General features: G+C 72.2%; 19 protein-coding genes. 15 read left to right on the top strand and 4 right to left on the bottom strand.

The window, feature by feature from the left end:
* Positions 1–153: 153 nt before the first annotated feature.
* The 4 genes from cobS to WBG79_RS18895 all read left to right on the top strand — a co-directional run bounded on the left by cobS (position 154) and on the right by WBG79_RS18895 (position 5131).
* Complete coding sequence (cobS, locus tag WBG79_RS18910; RefSeq protein WP_337358735.1) at positions 154–1140, top strand: cobaltochelatase subunit CobS; 987 nt, start codon at positions 154–156, stop codon at positions 1138–1140.
* Positions 1141–1159: 19 nt separating this feature from the next.
* Positions 1160–3046, top strand: coding sequence for a cobaltochelatase subunit CobT (gene cobT / locus WBG79_RS18905; RefSeq protein ID WP_337358734.1), 1887 nt, complete (start codon positions 1160–1162; stop codon positions 3044–3046).
* A complete protein-coding gene (locus WBG79_RS18900; protein ID WP_337358733.1) occupies positions 3043–4128 on the top strand; it encodes an esterase-like activity of phytase family protein in 1086 nt (361 codons plus the stop codon). The genes cobT and WBG79_RS18900 overlap by 4 nt, the downstream gene beginning before the upstream one ends.
* A gap of 106 nt (positions 4129–4234) precedes the next feature.
* Positions 4235–5131, top strand: a complete 897-nt coding sequence (locus tag WBG79_RS18895) for a DUF3108 domain-containing protein (RefSeq protein WP_337358732.1) — start codon at positions 4235–4237, stop codon at positions 5129–5131.
* Positions 5132–5159: 28 nt separating this feature from the next.
* Here the strand turns inward: WBG79_RS18895 and WBG79_RS18890 are convergent, their stop codons facing one another.
* Together WBG79_RS18890 and rpmB are read right to left on the bottom strand one after the other, a co-directional pair.
* Positions 5160–5747, bottom strand: coding sequence for a VUT family protein (locus WBG79_RS18890; RefSeq protein ID WP_337358808.1), 588 nt, complete (start codon positions 5745–5747; stop codon positions 5160–5162).
* Between the two features lie 133 nt (positions 5748–5880).
* The gene (gene rpmB, locus WBG79_RS18885) at positions 5881–6168 is read right to left on the bottom strand and encodes a 50S ribosomal protein L28 (protein ID WP_337358731.1); all 288 of its coding nucleotides are present in this window, start codon (positions 6166–6168) and stop codon (positions 5881–5883) included.
* A gap of 261 nt (positions 6169–6429) precedes the next feature.
* On the opposite strand from rpmB, the gene WBG79_RS18880 reads away from it, so the two are divergent.
* The 11 genes from WBG79_RS18880 to WBG79_RS18830 all read left to right on the top strand — a co-directional run bounded on the left by WBG79_RS18880 (position 6430) and on the right by WBG79_RS18830 (position 19422).
* Complete coding sequence (locus WBG79_RS18880) at positions 6430–7269, top strand: DUF3108 domain-containing protein (RefSeq protein ID WP_337358730.1); 840 nt, start codon at positions 6430–6432, stop codon at positions 7267–7269.
* 260 nt (positions 7270–7529) lie between these two features.
* Complete coding sequence (locus WBG79_RS18875; RefSeq protein WP_337358729.1) at positions 7530–8525, top strand: LLM class flavin-dependent oxidoreductase; 996 nt, start codon at positions 7530–7532, stop codon at positions 8523–8525.
* Between the two features lie 708 nt (positions 8526–9233).
* The gene (locus WBG79_RS18870; protein ID WP_337358728.1) at positions 9234–12575 is read left to right on the top strand and encodes a DEAD/DEAH box helicase; all 3342 of its coding nucleotides are present in this window, start codon (positions 9234–9236) and stop codon (positions 12573–12575) included.
* A gap of 18 nt (positions 12576–12593) precedes the next feature.
* Positions 12594–12998, top strand: a complete 405-nt coding sequence (locus WBG79_RS18865) for an RNA-binding S4 domain-containing protein (protein ID WP_337358727.1) — start codon at positions 12594–12596, stop codon at positions 12996–12998.
* A gap of 171 nt (positions 12999–13169) precedes the next feature.
* Positions 13170–13643, top strand: coding sequence for a hypothetical protein (locus WBG79_RS18860; RefSeq protein WP_337358726.1), 474 nt, complete (start codon positions 13170–13172; stop codon positions 13641–13643).
* A gap of 270 nt (positions 13644–13913) precedes the next feature.
* On the top strand, positions 13914–14573 hold the full coding sequence (locus WBG79_RS18855) for a PepSY domain-containing protein (RefSeq protein ID WP_337358725.1): 660 nt from the start codon (positions 13914–13916) through the stop codon (positions 14571–14573).
* The gene (locus WBG79_RS18850; protein WP_337358724.1) at positions 14573–15250 is read left to right on the top strand and encodes a response regulator transcription factor; all 678 of its coding nucleotides are present in this window, start codon (positions 14573–14575) and stop codon (positions 15248–15250) included. The genes WBG79_RS18855 and WBG79_RS18850 overlap by 1 nt, the downstream gene beginning before the upstream one ends.
* Positions 15247–16698: a sensor histidine kinase gene (locus tag WBG79_RS18845; RefSeq protein ID WP_337358723.1), complete on the top strand. Its 1452-nt coding sequence runs from the start codon at positions 15247–15249 to the stop codon at positions 16696–16698. Before WBG79_RS18850 ends, WBG79_RS18845 begins: the two co-directional genes overlap by 4 nt.
* A 128-nt stretch (positions 16699–16826) precedes the next feature.
* Complete coding sequence (fdxA, locus tag WBG79_RS18840) at positions 16827–17162, top strand: ferredoxin FdxA (RefSeq protein ID WP_337358722.1); 336 nt, start codon at positions 16827–16829, stop codon at positions 17160–17162.
* Positions 17163–17754: 592 nt separating this feature from the next.
* Complete coding sequence (locus WBG79_RS18835) at positions 17755–18360, top strand: CarD family transcriptional regulator (protein WP_337358721.1); 606 nt, start codon at positions 17755–17757, stop codon at positions 18358–18360.
* 195 nt (positions 18361–18555) lie between these two features.
* On the top strand, positions 18556–19422 hold the full coding sequence (locus WBG79_RS18830) for an RNA polymerase factor sigma-32 (protein ID WP_337358720.1): 867 nt from the start codon (positions 18556–18558) through the stop codon (positions 19420–19422).
* A gap of 108 nt (positions 19423–19530) precedes the next feature.
* Here the strand turns inward: WBG79_RS18830 and WBG79_RS18825 are convergent, their stop codons facing one another.
* Complete coding sequence (locus WBG79_RS18825; RefSeq protein WP_337358719.1) at positions 19531–21057, bottom strand: M48 family metalloprotease; 1527 nt, start codon at positions 21055–21057, stop codon at positions 19531–19533.
* Complete coding sequence (locus WBG79_RS18820) at positions 21045–21926, bottom strand: OB-fold nucleic acid binding domain-containing protein (protein ID WP_337358718.1); 882 nt, start codon at positions 21924–21926, stop codon at positions 21045–21047. The genes WBG79_RS18825 and WBG79_RS18820 overlap by 13 nt, the downstream gene beginning before the upstream one ends.
* Between the last annotated feature and the right edge of the window lie 22 nt (positions 21927–21948).

Genomic DNA, 21948 nt, shown 5'->3' with positions numbered 1-21948 from the left:
GACGGACATTGAGCGAGCGGGGCGGCTCCGGCCGCCGCCGCCTTCCGGTCCGAGCCCCGGGGCGAACCTGACTGAGCCTCCGGCGGCGGTCCTGCCTCGGGCGGGCGGCCGGAGACCATGGACCCGCGATGCGTCGCGGGCGACGGAGGCGAGATGAATGTGATGGAGAAGAGCCCGAACGGCGTGCCGGACATGAAGCTGTCCGTCCGGCAGATGTTCGGCATCGACACCGACCTCGAGGTGCCCGGCTACTCGGAGCGCAGCGAGCATGTGCCGGACCTCGACCCGGACTACCTGTTCGACCGGGACACCACCCTGGCGATCCTCGCCGGCTTCGCCAAGAACCGCCGCGTGATGATCTCGGGCTACCACGGCACCGGCAAGTCGACCCACATCGAGCAGGTCGCCGCCCGCCTGAACTGGCCCTGCGTGCGCGTCAACCTCGACAGCCACATCAGCCGCATCGACCTGATCGGCAAGGACGCCATCGTGATCCGCGACGGCATGCAGGTGACCGAGTTCCGGGACGGCATACTGCCCTGGGCTCTGCAGACCAACACCGCGCTCGTCTTCGACGAGTACGACGCCGGCCGGCCGGACGTGATGTTCGTGATCCAGCGCGTCCTGGAGGTTTCGGGCAAGCTGACGCTCCTCGACCAGAGCCGCGTCATCCGTCCCCACCCCTGGTTCCGCCTGTTCGCGACCGCCAACACGATCGGCCTCGGCGATACCTCGGGCCTCTACCACGGCACCCAGCAGATCAACCAGGGCCAGATGGACCGCTGGTCGATCGTCGTGACGCTGAACTACCTGCCGCACGACAAGGAGGTCGACATCGTCCTCGCCAAGGCGAAGCACTTCCAGAACGCCGCCGGCAAGGACACGGTCGGCAAGATGGTGCGCGTCGCCGACATGACCCGCAACGCCTTCATGGCGGGCGAGCTGTCGACGGTGATGAGCCCCCGCACGGTGCTCACCTGGGCCGAGAATGCCGAGATCTTCGGCGACGTCGGCTTCGCCTTCCGGGTCACCTTCCTCAACAAGTGCGACGAGACCGAGCGTTCGAAGGTGGCCGAGTTCTACCAGCGCTGCTTCGGCAAGGACCTGCCGGAATCGGCGCTGAACGTCGTGCTCAGCTGAGGCGGGACGACGAGACCGAATGGCAGCCCCGAAGGACAAGACGACGCCCCCCACCGAGCCGTTCAAGCAGGCGCTCGCCGCCTGCATGCGGGCGATCGCCGGCGTGCCCGAGCTCGAGGTCGGTTTCGCGGCGGACCGTCCGACCCTCGCGGCCAACAAGGCGCGGCTGCCGGAGCCCCCGCGCAAGATGTCGCAACGCGACGCCGCCATCCTGCGCGGCATCGGCGACAGCATGGCCCTGAAGCTCGCCTGCCACGATGCCGGCCTGCACCGGACCATGCAGCCGGAAGGCCGCAACGCCCGCGCGGTCTTCGAGGCGGTCGAGCAGGCCCGCTGCGAGGCGATCGGCTCGCGCCGCATGGCCGGCGTCGCCCAGAACCTCTCGGCGATGCTGGACGACCGCTATCACCGCGGCAACTACGAGGAGATCACCGACCGCGCCGACGCGCCGCTCGAGGATGCCGTCGCGCTCCTCGTGCGCGAGCGGCTGACCGGCCTCGCCCCGCCGCCGAGCGCCCGCAAGCTCGTCGAGCTCTGGCGCCCCTGGATCGAGGAGAAGGCCGGCGGCAACCTCGACAGGCTGCTCGGCACCATCGAGAACCAGAAGAAGTTCGCCGCCTCGGTCCGCGACCTCCTCGCCTCCCTCGACATGGCCGACGAGCTCGGCGGCGAGCCGGAGAGCGACGACGAGGACCGGGACGACAGCGACTCGGGCGAGGAGAACCAGGAGAACCAGGAGGGCGAGTCCGAGGCCGAGCAGTCCGAGGACCAGACCGAATCCGCCTCCGCGGAGGCCTCCGGCGAGGACGAGGAGGGCGAGACCGAGGCCTCCGAGACCGACGCCCAGGAGATGGCCGAGGACGACTCCGCCGACGCCGACGAGGCCGGCGAGGCGCGCCGCCCGGAGCCGCCGCTGTCCAACCGCCCGCCGGAGAGCGACTACAAGGTCTTCACGGGCAAGTTCGACGAGATCGTCCACGCCGAGGATCTTTGCGAGACCGCCGAGCTGGAGCGCCTGCGCGGCTTCCTGGACAAGCAGCTCGCCCACCTGCAGGGCGCCGTGTCCCGCCTCGCCAATCGCCTGCAGCGCCGCCTTCTCGCCCAGCAGAACCGCTCCTGGGAGTTCGACCTGGAGGAGGGCGTGCTCGACGCCGCGCGCCTCAACCGCGTGGTGATCGACCCGATGCACCCGCTCTCCTTCAAGCGCGAGCGCGACACGGACTTCCGCGACACCGTCGTGACGCTGCTGATCGACAATTCCGGCTCCATGCGCGGCCGGCCGATCACGGTGGCGGCCACCTGTGCCGACATCCTGGCGCGCACGCTCGAGCGCTGCGGCGTGAAGGTCGAGATCCTCGGCTTCACGACCCGCGCCTGGAAGGGCGGCCAGTCGCGCGAGGCGTGGCTGCAGGCCGGCAAGCCCGCCGCGCCCGGTCGCCTGAACGACCTGCGGCACATCGTCTACAAGTCGGCCGACGCCCCCTGGCGCCGCTCGCGCCGCAACCTCGGCCTGATGATGCGCGAGGGCCTCCTCAAGGAGAACATCGACGGCGAGGCCCTGACCTGGGCGCATGGTCGCCTGATCGCACGGCCGGAGGCCCGCAAGATCCTGATGATGATCTCCGACGGCGCGCCGGTCGACGACTCCACCCTGTCGGTCAACCCCGGCAACTACCTGGAGCGTCACCTGCGCTACGTCATCGAGGAGATCGAGACGCGCAGCCCCGTGGAGTTGATCGCCATCGGCATCGGCCACGACGTCACCCGCTACTACCGCCGGGCCGTCACCATCGTGGACGCCGAGGAACTCGCCGGGGCCATGACGGAGCAGCTCGCCTCCCTGTTCGACGAGAAGGCCCCGTCCGGCCGCGGCGCCGGCCGCGCCCCGGCCAGGCGGGCCGGATGACGCTGCCCCGGCCGGCACGGGCCCGGCGCCCGCGTGCCGCCGCGCTGATCCTCGTCGGCCTCGCGGCCCTCGGCCTCGTCGCGATTGCGCCCGCCGCCGAGCCCGGCGACGCCCCCCTGCCCGCCGGCGCCTTCGACGTCGAGGTGCGCGCGACGCCCCTGACCTCCTTCAAGCGCGGCTCCCCGGAGACCCGCTTCGGCGCCCTCGAATGGCTGGGCGGGCTCGAACTGTCGAGCCCCGTCCGCCACTTCGGCGCCTTCTCGGGGATCGCCACGGCCGACAAGGGCCGGGACCTCCTCCTTCTCACCGACAACGGCTTCTGGCTCGCCGCGCGCCTCGAGTCCGGGCCGGACGGCAAGCCGCTCGCCGTCGGCTCGGCCCGCATGGCGGTGATGCGCGACTCGGACGGCCGGCCGCTCCTCGGGAAGGACGACGCCGACGCCGAGAGCCTCGCGATCCGCCCGGCCGAGGGCGGGTTCGAGGCCCTCGTCGGCTTCGAGGAGCGCCACCGCGTCCTGCGCTTCCGCGCCACCGGCCCGTTCCCGGGCGGCGTGCTGGGCACCCGCGGCGAACGCTTCGCGGCGCTCTGGAACGAGCAGAAGCCGATGCGATGGTCGAAGGGGCTGGAAAGCCTCGCGATCGTGCCGCCGGGCCTGATGGGCGACGCCGTCGCGGTCGGCCTGTCGGAGGCGCCGCCGCGCGGCGAGCGCCTCGGCTACGGCTACATCTTCCGGCCCCGCGGCTTCGACCGCTTCCGCTTCGTGCTCCGGGACGACTACGATCCGACCGATGCCACCTTCACGCCGGAGGGCGACCTGCTCGTCCTCGAGCGTCGCTTCACCATCGCGTCCGGCGTCGGCGCGCGGATCCGGCGCGTGCGCGCCGGCACCATCGCCCCCGGCGCCGTCGTCGACGCGGAGGTCATCTTCGAGGCCGACCTTTCCGACCAGATCGACAACATGGAGGGCATCGCCCTCGACGTCGCCGAGGACGGCCGCCGGATCCTGACCCTCGTCTCGGACGACAACCGCTCGATTCTGCAGCGCACCCTTCTCCTGCGCTTCCGCCTGAGGGACGACTAGGGCAGGCTGCCGGAAGCTTGCGCCGGGTTGATTCGGAGCGGTATTCTCTCGTATTCAAGCCGGGGTCCGACCCCCGCGCGGTCGGACCGCGCCTGGAGGATTGATGATGGCGGTATCGCGTAGGCTGTCGTATCGCCGCGCCGCACTCGCGGGCGCCGCCCTGGCCGTCCTGGGATCGACCCCCGCGCTGGCGCAGACGCGCGTCGTCGCCAACTACGACGCCAACCTTTCCGGGTTCTCGGTCGCCTCCGGCGAGTTGAGCTTCGACCTCTCGGGCGGCGGCGACTACCAGGCCTCCCTCGGCGCCCGGGTGGTCGGCTTCGCCGCCATGATGGGCAACCGCTCCGCCCAGGCGAGCGCCGCCGGCAAGGCCCAGCCGGGCAACACGCTCTCCCGTTCCTACGCCCTCGCCGTCAACGGCGGGCCGATCGCCAACGTCGTCAGCATGACCTTCGCGGGGGGCTCCGTCGCGAGCCTGACCGCGACGGAACTGCGCACAGCCGGGGCCGACCAGCGCATACCGGTGACGGCGCAGCACAAGCGCGGGGTGGTCGATCCCCTCGGCGCCTTCGTGGTGACCGTGCCGAGCGCCAACGACGCCCTCACCCCGAAGGTCTGCAACCGCACCCTGAAGGTCTTCGACGGCCGCGTCCGCTACGACCTGCGCCTCGTCTACGGCGCCAAGACCGAGATCCGCGGCGGCGCCGGCTCCTATTCGGGCCCGGCCGTCATCTGCAGCGTCGGCTACCGCCCCATCGCCGGCTTCCGCCCGCTCTCCCCCGAGCAGGCCAGGTTCGAGCGCAACCTCGAATTCTCGATCTGGTTCGTGCCGGTGGGGCAGACCAACGTCCTGATCCCCTACAAGGTCGTGATCGGGACCCAGATGGGGCTGCTGACCGTCGCCGCCTCGCGCTTCGAGGTGACCGGCTCGCGCACCGCCGAGGCGGCCGACCGCACGACGGTGGTCGGCTCGGTCCGCGGCAAGTCGGCCGAACGGAACTGAGGCGCCGGCGCGCCGCGCCCCGCCGTCGTCAGGCCCGTTCGGGCTCGGTGATCGCCGCCAGGCCGCGGTAGGGCGCCAGCATCACGAGCGCGAAGAAGGTCTTCACCGAGAAGTCGGCGATCGCCCAGGAAACGAAACGCGGCACCTCGGGCGCCATGAGGCCGAAGAGCGGAGCCGCCGCGACCGCGAAGTCGTCCCCCGCGCCGAGCGCCTCGAAGCCGGGCGCGAAGGCGAGCGAGAAGAAGATCGCCGTGTCGAGCGCCGATCCGGCGAGCGAGGAGAGGAGCGGCGCCCGCCACCAGCCCCCCGAGCGGCGCAGCATGTCGAACGCGAGCGCGTCCAGCATCTGCCCCGCCAGAAACGCGCTCGCCGACGCGACGGCGATGCGCGGCGAAGACAGAAAGGCCGAGAGGACCACCGCCACCAGGAAGCCGGCGAGGATCACCTTCTGGGCCGCGACGAGCCCGAAGCGCCGGTTGGTCAGGTCCGTCACCAGGAACGCGACCGGATACGTGAAGGCGCCGTAGGTGAGCAGGTCGGCGAGCGACAGCGCCCCGATCGAGCCCTCGACCGGGTAGCGCACGAGCACGTTGGAGGCGACGACGACGAGCGTCATGGCCCCGACCGCCGTCAGGGCGGCGCGGACCGGGAGGCCGAGCACGCGGATCTCCTGCGTGCCGAACCGGGCCCTCGAAACGGGGAAGGCCGCCTCGGGGGCGGCCTCCGGAACCGGACGGACCGAGATTGGCTCAGGCGGCGGTGGCCGCCTTGGCGATCTCGCGCTTCAAAAGGAGCGCGCGCTGTGACAGCTCGCGCTCGTCCGCCTTCGCCAGGAAGGCATCGAGGCCGCCGCGGTGCTCCACGGAGCGCAGCGCATGGGCCGACACCCGCAGGCGGACGCTGCGGCCGAGGGCCTCGGAGATGAGGGTCACGTTGACCAGGTTCGGCAGGAAGCGCCGCCGGGTCTTGTTGTTGGCGTGGCTGACGTTGTTACCGGTCAGGACCGCCTTCGCCGTCAGTTCGCAGCGCCGAGCCATGGTCAAACATCCTTCTACGCGACCGGGATCTTCGGGAACCCCGGATCGGTCGTCACACGAGGGTCTGGAGATTGGGCGCTTCTATAGTCACCGGGGTCCGGCCCGTCAAGCCTCGCCCCCGCGGGCGGCGGCCGCGACACCCCCGCCGAAGCGGGGCAACGCCGATAGGCCGGCGGCGTTAACCATTCATTCACCATACGGGCCAAAGATTCGACCCATTCGCCGCCTATCCGGCGGGCTGGGCCGACGAGGAGGATGAGCGTGCCGGCATACCGCGTGAGCCTTTGCCGGATGGCCGGCCTCGCCGTCGTGGGCGCCCTGGCGACCCTGCCCGGACCGGCCGCCGCCGGCGACGGCCAGATCAGCGCCAGCTACGACATCACCATCGGGGGGATCGCCCTCGCCAAGGGCAACCTGGTCGTCAAGGTGGACAAGGACGCCTATACGGCCCGTGTCGGCTACCGCACGACGGGCGTCGCCAAGGTGGTCAGCCGCGCCACCGGCGAGGCCATGGCGACGGGTGCCATCAAGGGCGACAAGCCGGCCGCCGCCACCTACCAGCTCGACACGAACGGCGAGCGCAGGCCCGCCCACGTGGTGATGGGCCTCGCCAACGGCACCATCAAGAGCCTGGACCAGAACCCGCCCTTGAAGGACGACCCCGAGCGGGTCCCCGTCGAGGCGCAGCACCGGCAGGGCGTCGTCGATCCCCTGAGCGCGATCCTCATGCCCCTGCCCCGCAAGGGCGACGCCGCGCTCGGGCCGGCCGCCTGCGACCGGACGCTTCCCGTCTTCGACGGCTGGACGCGCTACGACGTCAAGCTATCCTTCAAGGCCGCCGGCCCGATCCAGAAGGCGGGCTACGCCGGCCCCTCGATCACCTGCGCGGCCCGCTGGGTACCCGTCGCCGGCCACAAGCCGGAGAAGGACTCGACGAAGTTCATGGTCGACAACAAGGACATCGAGGTGACCCTGGTCCCCGCCGCCGACACCGGCGTGCTGGTCCCCGTCCGCGTCGCCGTGATGACCCTGACCGGCCTCCTGGTGGTCGACGCCGACCGCTTCACCGTGATCGGCAACGAGGCCCAGGCGATCCGCTGACCGCGGGCCGCCCGGTCGCGCCGTCCCGGAACGGGCCGGAATCCTTTCCGGAGCGGCTCTTCGGCCGCGGCTTTCGGGCAGCGCCCTCCCCAGATCTGGGGCCGGGCCCCGACGCGATCCCGCATCCTGTGGCGAACGGAGCGCGAATCCGTGCCGGTCAGCGATTCGTCGCAGCTTCGTTCCCGCTCGGGTCCTGAGGGTTAAACGCCCGCGCCCGCGTGCCTATATTGGGGGCCCAGCACCAGCTCCCCGGCCCCCCGATGATCCCGTTGTCCGTCCTCGATCTCGCCCCCGTCCCGGAGGGCTCCGACGTCTCCGCCGCCCTCGCCAACACGGTGGACCTGGCGACCCATGCCGAGCGGCTCGACTTCCACCGCTACTGGCTCGCCGAGCACCACAACATGCCCGGCATCGCCAGCGCCGCGACCGCTGTGCTGATCGGCCGCGTCGCCGCCGCGACCTCGACGATCCGGGTCGGATCCGGGGGCATCATGCTGCCCAACCATTCGCCCCTGGTGATCGCCGAACAGTTCGGCACGCTCGCCTGCCTCTTCCCGGGGCGCATCGACCTCGGCCTCGGCCGCGCGCCCGGCACCGACCCGGCCACCGCCCGCGCGCTCCGGCGCGACCTCGACACCGCCGCCGAGCGCTTTCCCGACGACGTCATCGAACTGATGGGGCTGCTCGGCGAGCCCGAGCCCGACCAGCGCATCCGCGCCATCCCGGGCGCCGGCACCGGCGTGCCGCTCTACATCCTCGGCTCCAGCCTGTTCGGCGCGCAACTCGCCGCCCTGCTCGGCCTGCCTTTCGCCTTCGCGTCCCACTTCGCCCCCGCGCAGCTCTTCGACGCCCTGGCGATCTACCGCGACCGCTATCGCCCCTCCGCGCTCTGGCCGAAGCCGCACGCCATCGTGGCCGCGAGCGTCATCGCGGCGGAGACGGACGACGAGGCCCGGCTCCTCTTCACCTCCCAGCGCCAGGCCGTGCTGAACCTGCGGACCGGCCGCCCGGGCCGCCTGCCGCCCCCGGACCCGACCTTCGAGGACCGGCTCGATCCGGCGGCGCGGCGCATGCTCGACAGCGTGACGGCCTTCTCGGTGGTCGGCGCGCCGGCGACCGTCCGGGCGGGCCTGGAGCGGATCATCGCCGAGACCGCCGCCGACGAGTTGATCGTCACCGGCCAGATCCACGCGCACGCCAGGCGGGTGCGGTCCTTCGAGATCCTCGCCGAAGTCCGCGACGCCATGGCGGCCTGACGTCCCGTTTCGGGCCGGAAGCGTGAACGCGGCCGTCCCGCGATTCCCCCGCGCCCGGGCCCGGTCGGGCGACATCCTGTGCCCGCCGTCTCCGACCCCCCAACATATCGGGAGAACGAAGGCGGAAGACCGCCCGGTCGGCGATTCGTGCCCGGCCCGTTCCGCTTCCACCCCGTTGGTGAAGACGATGGCGGCGCCGGCGGGCCAAGGGACGACTCGCGCGGGTTGCATCGGCGAGGACGCCCCGGCGCCGAGAGCCCGCGCGACGACCGCCCGGCAAGCCTCTGAAAGGAATCGCGTTTTGTGTGAATCGCCCGGCATGGCCACCACATCTCGTAGGGAACGAATCCTGAATCGGCGCGAATCAGCGATTCGACCGCGATTCGTTCGGGACTCGTTCCGGTTGCCGCAGGCGCCCCGGCCGGAGCGTGCCGGCCGCCTCCTCCCTGAAACCCGAAAAGGCGCGCAATCCCCTCTTCGCTGTGCTAGGACAGCCCCGAAGCCGGGGCTCCGGAGGCCGCGCGGATGGGATCCGCGCCGTCCGGGGCCTCACCCCGGGACCGCCACGGTCCGTCGAGACGCGATGACGCCGATGCCGTTTGGAAGGGCTTGGATCGGACCGGGGGGCTGCTGTCCCCTCGCCCGCCGGCCGCAGCGAAACGCCGTGACGCCCCGGGGCGCCGGAGTGCCCGTGAGGGCCGCGACGCCATGAATTTCGCCGCCCGCGCGCCCCTGCCGCCGTCGATCCGGGCGAAGACCGTGACGGCGGTGCTGGGGCCGACCAACACCGGCAAGACCCACCTCGCCATCGAGCGCATGCTGGCCCACGAGAGCGGCCTGATCGGCCTGCCGCTGCGCCTGCTGGCGCGCGAGGTCTACGGCAAGCTCGTGGCCCGCGCCGGCCCCGAGGCGGTCGCGCTCGTCACCGGCGAGGAGAAGATCGTCCCCGACCGCCCGCGCTACTGGGTCTCGACTGTCGAGGCCATGCCGCGCGAGACCGACGTCCAGTTCGTCGCCATCGACGAGGTGCAGCTCGCCGGCGATCTCGAGCGCGGTCATGTCTTCACCGACCGGCTCCTCAACCTGCGCGGCCGCGGCGAGACCCTGCTGCTCGGCGCCGCCACGATCCGGGGCCTGCTCGAGAGGCTGCTGCCGGGCCTCAACGTGGTCACCCGCCCGCGCATGTCGCAGCTGACCTACGCGGGGTCCAAGAAGATCACCCGCCTCCCGCCGCGCTCCGCCATCGTCGCCTTCTCGGCCGACGAGGTCTACGCGATCGCGGAGCTGATCCGCCGCCAGCGCGGCGGCGCCGCCGTGGTGCTCGGCGCCCTCTCGCCGCGCACCCGCAACGCCCAGGTCGAGCTGTTCCAGTCGGGCGACGTCGACACCCTGATCGCCACCGACGCCATCGGCATGGGCCTCAACCTCGACGTCGACCACATCTCCTTCGCGGGCAACCGCAAGTTCGACGGCTACCAGTACCGCCAGCTCACCGCCGCCGAGATGGGCCAGATCGCCGGCCGCGCCGGGCGCCACACGCGCGACGGCACCTTCGGGGTGACCGGCCGCGTCGACCCGCTCGAGGACGAGCTGGTGCAGGCCCTGGAGACGCACCAGTTCGCGCCGCTGAAGACCATTCAGTGGCGCAACTCGCACCTCGACTTCTCGACCACCCGCGCGCTCCGCCGCTCCCTCGACGACCCCCCGCGCGAGGAGGGCCTGACCCGTGCCCCGCCGGCCGACGACCTGACCGCGCTCGACCACGCGCTGCGCGACCCGGCCATTCTGGACCTCGCCACCACCGAGGCCCGCGTCCGGCTCCTCTGGGACGTCTGCGCCCTGCCCGACTACCGCAAGATCGCTCCGGCCAACCACGCCGAGCTGGTCACGACGGTCTACGACTACCTCGTCCGCGACGGCCGCATCCCCGACGACTGGTTCGCCCGCCAGGTCAAGGAGGCCGACCGGGTCGAGGGCGACATCGATACGATCTCGAACCGGATCGCACACATCCGGACCTGGACCTTTGTGGCGAACCGGCCCGACTGGGTCTCGGATCCCACAGGATGGCGCGAAAAGACCCGCGCCGTGGAAGATCGCCTGTCCGACGCCTTGCACGATCGCCTCACACAGCGTTTCGTGGACCGCCGGACGTCGGTGCTGATGAGACGCCTGAGAGAGAACGCCATGCTGGAAGCGGAGATCACGGCCGAAGGGGACGTCCTCGTCGAGGGCCACCGGGTCGGCCACCTGGACGGTTTCCGGTTCGCGCCAGACGCCACGGCCGAGGGAACCGACGCCAAGGCGGTGCGCAACGCCGCCGCCAAGTCGCTCGCCACCGAGATCGAGGCCCGCGCCGAGAAGCTCTCGAAGGCCCCCAACGGCGAGTTCGCCCTCGCCTCCGACGGCACCATCCGGTGGCTCGGCCAGGCGGTCGCCAAGCTGGCCGCCGGGCAGGACGCCATGGCGCCGACCGTCATCCTGCTCGCCGACGAGCAGCTGACCGGCCCGGCCCGCGAGAAGGTGGACGCGCGGCTGGCGCTGTGGGTCAAGGCCCATGTCGAAGGCCTCCTGAAGCCGCTCGTCGACCTGCGCGACGCGCAGGACCTCGAGGGCATCGCCCGCGGGCTCGCCTTCCAGCTCGTCGAAGGCCTGGGGGTACTCGAGCGCCAGCAGGTAGCCGACGAGGTGAAGGCGCTCGACCAGACCATGCGGGCTGGCCTGCGCAAGTACGGCGTCCGCTTCGGCGCCTACCACATCTTCCTGCCGCTGCTCCTGAAGCCGGCGCCGAGCGGCCTCATCGCCCAGCTCTGGGGCCTGAAGAACGGCAACGTCGAGCCGCAGGTCGTCAACGGCCTGCACCAGCTCTCCATGTCCGGCCGCACCTCGATCCCGGTCGACAAGGCGATCCCGAAGGCGCTCTACCGCGTGGTCGGCTACCGCGTCGCCGGCGAGCGCGCCGTGCGCATCGACATCCTGGAGCGCCTCGCCGACCTGATCCGGCCGCTCGTCGCCTGGAAGCCCCTCGACCCCACCGTGTCGCCGCCCGACGGCGCCGTCATGGGCGGCGGCGGCTTCACCGTGACGGTCGCCATGACCTCGCTGGTCGGCTGCTCGGGCGAGGACTTCGCCTCCATCCTGAAGTCGCTCGGCTACCGCAACGAGAAGCGCAAGGTGACCCGCCCCGCCGCCAAGCCCACCAAGGCCGCCGAGGGCGCCCCGACGGATGCCGCCGCCACGGAGGCCGAGGCGGCGCCGGCCGTCGGCGAGGCCGAGACGGCTCCCCCGGAGGCCGCGCCGGACCTCGGCACGGCCGAAGCGGCGGTCCCGGCCGAGGCTCCGGCCGCGCCCGAGCCGGCCGCCGCCGAAACGATCCCCGCGGAAGCGACCGCCGAGGCGCCGGACGTCTCCACGGCCGAGAGCGGCGCCGAGACGACGCCCGAAGCCGGCGAGGAGCTTGCGGCAACGGCCGAGGCGCCCGCCGTGGAGGCTCCCGAAACCGACGCCGAGGCGGCGCCCGTCGACGCCGAAGCGGCGGCCGCCGGTGAAACGCAGGCCGCCGAGGCCGAACCGGCTTCGGCCGAAGCCGAGACCTCCGTCCCCGAGGCGGCGGCGGAGCCGGCCGCCACCGAGCAGGTGGAGATCGAGGTGTGGCGGCCCGGCCGCTTCGAGCGCCGAGATCACGGTCCGCGCCAGCAGCGCGGCGGCGAGCGTGGCCAGCGCGAGGGCGGCGCGCAGCGCTCCCAGGAGGCCCGCGGCGCCGAGAACCGGGGCGACAACCGCGGCGGCGAGCCGCGTCGTGACCGGCCCCGCCCGGAAGGCGGACGCGAGGGCTGGAAGGGTCGGCCGGGCGGCGGACGCCCCGAAGGCGGGCCCGGCGGCGACCGACGCGGCGGACCCGAGCGCCGGGACGAGCGCGGCCCGGGGCCGGGCGCCGGCCCGCGCCGCGACGACCGGCCGAAGCGCCCGGAGAAGCCCGTCGACCCGAACTCCCCCTTCGCGGCGCTCGCCGCCCTCAAGGCCGAGCTGGAGGCGAAGGGAAAGAAGTAGCCGGAGGGAGCGGGCGGCATGGCGGCGGGCGTCCCGGCCGCTGGCGCGGAACGCCAGCGCATCGACAAGTGGCTCTGGCACGCGCGCGTGGTGAAGACCCGCAGTCTCGCCCAGAAACTCGCTGAGGCCGGCCAGGTCCGCAAGAACCGCGAACGCGTCGAACAGTCGAGTGAGCCGGTGCGCCTCGGCGACGTGCTCACCATCACGCTGGCGCACCGCGTCCTGGTGCTGAAGGTGGCCGGCTTCGCCGAGCGCCGCGGCTCGGCGACCGAAGCCGCCCACCTCTTCGAGGACCTCAGCCCGCCGCCTCCGCCGCGCGAATCGGGGCCGACGGCCCTGGAGCGCGACCCCGGCACGGGCCGTCCGACCAAGCGCGACCGGCGACGCCTGGACGCCCTCGATCCTGGCCCGGACGAGGACTGACGGAAAGGCGGGGACGTGCGCCCGGCACGTCCCCGTCCCTCCCCACGCCCGGGTGGGGGCACCCGGCCGGAGCCTCTCTCACCCCGAGCCCTGCCTCAGAGATGGTTGGGACCGTCGTCCGCTCCGCCCCGGCCCGAGCCGCCACGCCGCTGCGTGCCGCCCCGGTCGTCGGTGGCGTCGTGGTTCGGCCCGTCGTCGAGCCCCCCGTTCCGCCGCACCGTGGGCGGGGTCGCGGTCTTCGCGGTGCCGGTGGATTTGGCGGCGCCGGACCGGGCCGTGCCGGATCGCGAGGTGGTCGTGGCCGCCCTGCCGGCCGTTCGGCCGCCGCCGTGGTCGTCGAACAGGTCGTGGTCCGGGCCGTCGTCGGCGCCGTTGCGTCCGGACCGGCTGCTCGACCCGCTTCCCGACCCGCCGCCCGAACTGCCCGACGATCCGGAGCTGCCAGAGCCCGAGCTGCCCGAACCGGAGCTTCCAGAGCCCGAATTGCCCGAGCTGCCCGAATTCCCCGAGCCCGAGTTCCCCGAGCCGGAGTTTCCGGAGCCGGAGTTTCCGGACCCCGAGCCGCCGCTCGACCCCGAGCCGCCGCCGGACCCGGATCCCCCGCCGGACCCACCGGACCCCCCGCCAGACCCGCCGCCGTCGTGAACCAGGACGACGACGGCGTCCCCCTGCGCGTCGCCTCCGACCGCGATCGGGTCGCGGAAGCCGGGCATGGGGCCGGACTGGAACGCCGAGGCGGGCGTCCCGGCGAAGCCGGCGGCGGTCAGGACCGCCAGGGCGAGAAGATGTCTGCTCATCGTGCTGTCTCCCGAAGCCCCTGGGGGCCGATGCCCGAGACACTGCCGGACCGCGCTTTGCATGCACCTGAGACGGGGCGTAAGCCTGATGTAAGCGGACCGATCCTACCCTCGCCGGATGGCACGCCCGCGCGGGCTCACCCGCACCCTCCTCGTCCTCTCCGCCCTGGTCCCGGCGCTCGCCGGCGCCTGGCCCGAGTCGGCGCGCGCGAAGGACGGCTCGGACGATTCCGGGGGCGGATCGGGGAGCTCCGGGGGGTCCGGCGGCAACAGCGGTTCGGGCAGTTCCGGCAGCAACAGCGGCTCGAGCGGCGGCAGCGGCTCCAACGGCTCCGGCAGCAACAGCGGCTCGGGAGGCAGCGGCGGGTCGGGCAGCTCCGGGTCGGGCAGTTCCGGGAGCGGCAGCGGCTCGGGCTCGTCGGGGAGCGGCGGCTGGACCGGCCCCGGCGGGACCACGACCTACGGCCACGGTCTGCCGTCATCCGGCTCCGGCGGCACCTACATCGGCCTCGACGACGACCGCTCCCGGCGCTCCGCCCAGCGCGCCGAGCAGGAACTCGCCCGCGAGCTGGTGGCGACCGGACGGGCCGTCCCTTTCGCGAGCGTCATGCCGGTGGTCGCCCGCGCCGCCCCCGGCCGGGTGGTCGACGTCCGCATCGTGCCGGACGGGATCGGCGCCTGGACCTACTGGGTCCTCGTGCTGCAGGCCGACGGGCAGTACCGTGACGTCCGGGTGGACGCCAGGCGAAACCGGGTGATCGAGGTCAGGCGGCACTGATGCGCATTCTTCTGGTCGAGGACGAACGCAAGATCGCGGCCGACGTCGCCGAGGGGCTCGGCGAGGCCGGCTACGTCGTCGAGGTGTCCGGCGACGGCGAGGACGCCTGGTTCCGCGGCGAGACCGAGGACTACGACGCCATGGTGATCGATCTCGGCCTGCCGAAGCTCGACGGCCTGACCGTGATCCGCCGCCTGCGCGCCGCCCGGGTCACGACGCCGATCATCGTCCTGACCGCCCGCGGCGCCTGGATGGAGCGCGTCGAGGGCATCGACGCCGGCGCGGACGACTACCTGGTGAAGCCCTTCCACATGGAGGAGCTGCTCGCCCGCCTCGGCGCCGTGCTCCGGCGCAGCGCCGGCCACGCCTCGCCCCGCCTGGAAGCCGCCAACCTCGCCATCGACACCCGCCGCAAGACGGTGTCGGTCGACGGCCGGGTCATCCCGCTCTCGGCTCTGGAATACCGGCTGCTCCGCTACCTGGCCCATCATGCGGGCCGCATCGTCTCCCAGGGCGAGCTCGCCGAGCACGTCTATGGCGGCGACCGGGAGCCGGATTCCAACGCCCTCGAGGTCCTGGTCGCCCGGCTGCGCCGCAAGGTCGGCCAGCACGTCATCGACACAAGACGCGGCCATGGTTACATGGTGGCCGCGCGCGAGGCGGAGCGGTCCTCATGAAGTCCCGTTCGATCCGGCTTCGACTGATGGTCCTGGCCGCCGCCACGGTGGCGGTCACCCTCTCGGCCGCCTACGGCGTGCTGGTGCTCGTCTTCGAGCGGCACATGGAGCACCGCCTCGCCCTCGAGCTGGAGAACCGCTGGACGGAGCTCGCCGCGGCGCTGACCCTCGACGGCGACAAGCCGCGCCTCGCCTACGAGCCGGCCGACCCGCGCTACCGCCATCCCCTGAGCGGCGCCTACTATGCGATCCTCGATGCCGGCGGCCCCGTCGTCCGGTCCCGTTCGCTGTGGGACAGCGACATCGCCCGCGAGCACGTCCAGGCGGCGCTGGCGGCCACCGAGCCCGTCGAATACACCGGCCCGGACGGCGTCACCCTCTACCTGCTCGCCAAGCCCGCCCGCATCGCCGTGCCCGGGGGCGAGAAGGTGCAGACAATCGCGGTCGCCCTCGACCACGCCGAGATCGACGCCCTCGCCGACGAGTTCGGCCGGGACGTCGCCCTGGCGCTCGGCGTCATCGCCGCCCTGCTGCTGCTCGGCACCTGGGTGCAGATCGGGCTCGGCCTCTCGCCACTCGCCGCGCTCCGGCGCGAGCTCGACCGCATGCGGCGAGGCGCCAGCAGCCGCATGACGGGGGCCTTCCCGGAGGAGGTCGAGCCTCTCGTCGAGGACCTGAACCAGCTGCTCGACCGCCAGGACGACCTGATCCGCCGCGCCCGCGAGCGCGCCGGCACCCTGGCGCACGGGCTCAAGACGCCGCTGACCATCATCCAGGGCGAGGCCCGCCGCCTGGAGCGCGGCGGCAACGAGGACGTGGCCGAGACGCTGCGCGAGCAGGTGCGTGCCATGAACGCCCATGTGGAGCGGGAGCTGTCGCGCGCCCGCACCCACGGCCAGACCGTCGGCGCCGTGCAGGCGACCGACGCCCTGACGACCGTGCTGCGCATCGTCGCCCTGGAGAAGCGCATGCCGCGCGGCGCCGAGCTCGACTGGCGGGTGGACATCCCCCGGGGCCTGCGCGTCCGCATGGAGGCCGACGACTTCGGCGAGGTGGTCGGCAACCTTCTCGACAACGCCCGCAAGTGGGCGAGGACGCGCGTCGCGGTGCTGGCCTGGCTGGAGGGCGGCCGGGCCGTCTTCTCGGTGGAGGACGACGGCCCCGGCCTGCCGGCGGACCTCGGCGCCGACGTGGTCGAGCGCGGCGTGCGCGGATCGGCCGCCGTCGAGGGCTCCGGCCTCGGGCTCTCCATCGTGCGCGAGGTGCTCGCCTCCTACGGCGGAGCGCTTTCGATACCGGACGGGCCGGGTGAGGAATGCCGGATCGGCTTCTCGGTGGAGGGCCGCCTCGACCCGGAGCCCGCGCCGCAGGGCCGCCCGACCTGGCCGGCCGGGCCGCAAGCCGCCGAGCCCTTCGCGCCGGCCCGGCCCGGCGTCGTGCTCGAGTGACGCCCCTGGCGCATCCCCGCCCGTGCCGCAGCGCACTTGCGCTCGCCTCCGACATTGGGTAACCCGGGGCCGCACGCTGCCCTCGCCCTTCGCCCGGCGTCGAGCCGCGACCCGCCTGGGAGATGCGAATGACCTACGTGGTCACCGACAACTGCATCAAGTGCAAGTACACCGACTGCGTCGAGGTCTGCCCCGTGGACTGCTTCTACGAGGGCGAGAACATGCTGGTCATTCATCCTGACGAGTGCATCGATTGCGGCGTGTGCGAACCCGAGTGCCCGGCCGAAGCCATCAAGCCGGACACCGAATCGGGCCTGGAGAGCTGGCTGAAGCTGAACGCGGAATATGCCTCCCAGTGGCCGAACATCACGTCGAAGCGCGAGCCCCCCGAGGATGCCAAGGCGTGGGACGGGGTCGCCAACAAGCTCGAGCACTTCTCGCCCGCGCCTGGTCAGGGTGACTGACTATTCCCATGCGGCTTTGGAGCGTCTGAGCCGGAGCCATGCAGAGCTGCATGGCTGATGGTCGTCCCCGGTCCGCCCCCCTCGGCAACTCGGGCGTGACGGGAGTGGTTCGCCGCGAAAAGGATCGAAAAGCCTTTCGCATCTTGTCCATTCGGACAAGATCCACGTCCGCGCTGGCCGCTGCGAGTCGGATCCACGGCGGAAACCGGGCGCTTCCGTGGCCGCTCAAGCGGGCCGAGCGCCGTCGTGGAAGGGTCATCGAACCTGCCGTATCGCTTTGATTCGTGCCCGTTTTGTGGTATTGGTATCACTACAGTCGTTTTTCCCACCGGCTCCTCCCTCAGGGGGTTTTCGCATGATCGGCTTGAGCGTTCGGATGGCTCGGCGTGGTGTCGGCATGCGTGACGGTCAAGGGCGGTGGGGTTCCAGAAAGACAGGCTGAGACCCGAGAGCGATTGGAACGGGGGGACGCGGCGTTTTCGCCGGCCCCGTTTTCCGTGTCTCGACAACGGCTCGCGCTCCGGCGCGGGCGCGCATTCACGAGGATCGCCGGGGGCACCGGCGGTCCGTCATGGGCAGGAGTGATGGGCGTATGGCCACCAACACCAAGAAGACGTCGCAGACCCGCCAGGGCTTCAAGGCCGGAGAGCACATCGTCTACCCCGCTCACGGTGTCGGACAGATCACCGCCATCGAGGAGCAGGAGATCGCGGGCTACAAGCTCGAACTGTTCGTCATCTCCTTCGAGAAGGACAAGATGACGCTGCGCGTCCCGGTTCCGAAGATCGCCGCGGTGGGCATGCGCAAGCTCTCCGAGCCCGACGTGGTCAAGAAGGCACTCGACACCGTCAAGGGCCGCGCCCGCGTGAAGCGCACCATGTGGTCCCGCCGTGCCCAGGAATACGAAGCCAAGATCAACTCGGGCGACCTGATCGCCATCGCCGAGGTGGTGCGCGACCTCTACCGCGCCGACAATCAGCCGGAGCAGTCCTACTCCGAGCGCCAGCTCTACGAGGCCGCCCTCGACCGCATGGCGCGCGAAGTCGCGGCCGTCAGCCGCATCTCCGAGACTGAGGCGGTGCGCCAGATCGAGGCCAATCTCCTGAAGAACCCGCGCCGGGCCGCCAAGGCCGACGAGGGAGCGGAGTCGGAGACGGAGGTCGAGTTCGCCGAGGACGAGCAGGAGGAGGCGGCCTGAGGCCGACCCGGCTGCGTCACTGCATCCGATCGGGAGCCCGGAACATTACCGGGCTCTCTTTTTTTGACCTCTTGCAAGGGCAACCGCGCGACACGATATCGACCTAAGGGAAAACGCGTAAAGGCGACTTGATCCGAAACCCGCCGAGCTTCGTAAGGTTATCGACATGCGGGAACGGACCGGATGGAGGGTGCGATGGTTCAGCCGATGAGTGCCAGACGTCAGTTCGTCAAGGCCGCCATGGCCGCACCCTACCTGACCCGCGAGGAGGAACACGACCTCGCCGTTCTGTGGCGCGAAACCGGCGACCAGGTGGCCCTGCACCGGCTGACCGGCGCCCACATGCGCCTCGTCATCGCGCTGGCGGCCCGCTTCCGCCATTTCGGCCTGCCGATGAACGACATGATCCAGGAAGGCCATGTGGGTCTGCTGGAGGCCGCCGCCCGTTTCGAGCCCGACCGCAACGTGCGCTTCTCCACCTACGCCACGTGGTGGATCCGCGCCTCCATCCAGGACTACATCCTGCGCAACTGGTCGATCGTGCGCGGGGGCACCTCATCGGCCCAGAAGGCCCTCTTCTTCAACCTGCGCCGGCTCCGCGCGCGCCTGAACCGGGGCACCGAGCAGATGCCCGAGCAGGAGATGTTCCAGGAGATCGCCGTCGCGGTCGGCGTCTCTACGGCCGACGTCGAGCTGATGAATGCCCGCCTCTCCGGTCCGGACACGTCCCTCAACGCCCCCGTGATGGAGACCGAGGGCGCCGGGTCCGACCGGCAGGACTTCCTCGTCTGCGACCGCCCGCTGCCCGACGAGACCGTCGCGGAGGGCATCGACGGCGAACGCCGGCTCGCCTGGCTGCGCCGCGCCCTGACGGTCCTCTCCGAGCGCGAGCTCCGCATCGTCCGCGAACGCCGCCTGAAGGACGAGGGCGCCACCCTCGAGGCCCTCGGCGAGAAGCTCGGCATCTCCAAGGAACGCGTCCGCCAGATCGAGAACCGCGCCCTCGAGAAGCTCAAGACCGCCCTGCTCCGCCAACAGCCGGACCGTACCGCCTTCGGATGACGGCGCCGGTCCCGGCCCTGCCTGAGCTCTGCCAAGGACGGACTGCGCCGTCCTCGACGTGCCGGGACCGCTCGGTCCGGACGCCCCCGGTCGCGCCGTGGCCGGCCCTCAGTCCGCGACCAGCTTCACCAACCGCCCCGGCTCGACCCCGTCCCCGGCCTCCAGGCCGTTGAGCACCCGGAAGAGATCGAGCTTCCGCTCCACGCCCGACATGGACTCGGCGAGCCGCTCGGGGGTGTCCCCGGGCCGCGCCTTCTGCAGCTTCAGGCGCAGCGGCCGCAGGCGCGCCGATTCCGCCGGGCTGAGTTCGCGGAAGCTGTCGACCGTCTCCTTGAAGATGCGGTCCGTCTCCGCCGAGGGTTCCTGGGTCGCCAGGATGAAGCGGTAGGTCGTCTTGTCCTTGCGCAGGACCGCGATCCGGAACGTCCAGCCGTCCGCGGTCGCCATCGCGGTCGCGGCCGGATAGGGCCCGACCTGCGCCCCCTGCACGGACTCGGGCAGGAGCCCGTTGATCCAGCCCGACTTGACGTAGTCCCCGAGATCCGTCGACAGCGGCACCGCGATTCCGTCGAAGCGCAGCGCCGTCCCGGACGCATTGGTGGCGAGCACGGCCTTGGAGGTGTTCTCCAGGACGAAGCCGGTCGGAACCGCGAACTGGATGCCGAGCGCCTTGTGCAGGAACGACCGGCCGCGCACGAAGCCCTCGGACGGGTCGTCGCCGAACACCATGCCGTCGAGCCCCTGCAGGAACTGCTCGCGCTCCTGCTCGCCGATGCCCGGCGCCCCGATCTCGCGCGCCGCCCTCACCGCGAAGGCGATGCGCTCCGGCGTCGACGGATGCGAACTCAGGAAGTCGGGCTTCGCCTGGCTGTTGTTCGCGCTCGGCCGCAGCGACCTGTATTCGGCGTAGCGGGCCATCGAGGCGAGGAAGCGGGACGCCGCGAAGGGATCGAAGCCGGCCTTGGCGAGGGTCCGGACCCCGATCGCGTCCGCCTCGAGCTCCTGCACCTGGCTGAAGCGCGCCAGCGAGTGCTGGGTCGACACCATCGCCATGCGCTGAGTCTCGGCGTCCTGCAGCATCGGACCGACCGCCCGGCTCATGTCCTGCGCCGCCTCGGCCCGCCGGATGCGGGCGACCGCGTGGCGCGCCGTCACATGCGCCATCTCGTGCGCAACCACGGCCGCCACTTCCGACGTGTCGTTGGCGAGCGCGAGGAGGCCCCGGGTCACGTAGAGATTGCCGCTCGGCAGCGCGAAGGCGTTGACCACCGGCGAATTCAGGATGGTGATCCGGTAGGACTGCGACGGATCGTCGGACGCCGCCACGAGCCGGCCGACCGCGCGCGCGACCGACCGGGCCGCGTTCGGGTCGTCATAGATCCCACCATAGGTGAGAAGGATGCGCGCGTGTTCGGGATCCTGGCTCGGCGGCGCCAGGCCGACCGACGTCGCCGGCGGCGTCGTCGCCGCCTCCATCAGCGTGTCGCCGCCTGGAACCGAACTGCAGCCCGCCAGCAGGACGAGCCCGAGCGCCGCGGCCGCACGGCCGAGACGGCCGGGCCCGCGTCGTCCGCCGTCCCGGCTCTCCGTCGCCGCGCCGGTCGCCCCTGCCGACCTGCTCGTCACTGCGTCCATTCGATCTCCTCGGGCACCGACAGCGTCAGGAAACCGCCGTCCCGGGCCGTGAGCCAGCCCCTGAGCCGGACCTCCCGGCCGCGCATCCGCGCGGGGTCGAACCCGGCCTTCACGAACCGCCCGACTTCCTTATCCTCGATGATGGCGGTGAAGTCACTTCGGAAATCCTTCCCGAAATTGAGATAGTGGCGCCCGCCCGCGCGGCCCGTGGAGAGCACCCGCCCCTCCACCAGCACGTAGGATCCGGCCGCCTCCGCCAGTCCCGGATCGTCGGCGCGGCGCACCGCGAGGCTCGGCTCCACCCAGATCCCGCGCCGCGCCCGCCGAGCAGCCGCCTCGGCGGCGAACAGCGGCCGCGCGCAGGTCGCCTCGCGCCCGGCCGGCACGACCCGGGCGAGGCCGCGTGCCACCAACCGCTCCTGCAGCCAGTCGCCTCCGACCCTGACCTGCGCCACGATCCGGCCGTGCCGGTCCGGCGCCGCCCCGACCGGCCGCACCTCGGCCGACCGACCCTCGGCGAGCGCCGCCAGCGCGGCCCGTGAGGCCTCCAGGCGCGTGTGCGTGGCCGCCTCTCCGGCGAGCGGGGCCGGCCCGCCGGGCGCCTCGCCCCGGAAGCCGCGCGCGATGTCGGCCGGTACGTCCGGCCCCTCGTCCTCATCCTCGGTGTTCGAAATCGGCTGGCCGGCGCCTTCGCCCGGGGCCGCGCCTTGGCCTTGGCCGGCAGGCAGGGGCCGCGGTGTCGCGATCCCGGCGAGCCGCACCTGCCGCCCGTCCGCAAGCCTGAGGACGTCGGCCTCCGGCACGCCGGCGACCACGACCGTGAACCCCTCGGCGGGCACGCAGGCGTCGTCGGCCGCGGCAGGGAGCACCAACCCGCCCGCCGCGCAGAGC

It is taken from the genome of Prosthecomicrobium sp. N25, from assembly GCF_037203705.1.
Classification (GTDB): Bacteria; Pseudomonadota; Alphaproteobacteria; order Rhizobiales; family Ancalomicrobiaceae; genus Prosthecodimorpha.
The sequence above is the reverse complement of the archived record's forward strand: the minus strand, read 5'-3'. Positions and strand labels throughout refer to the sequence as shown.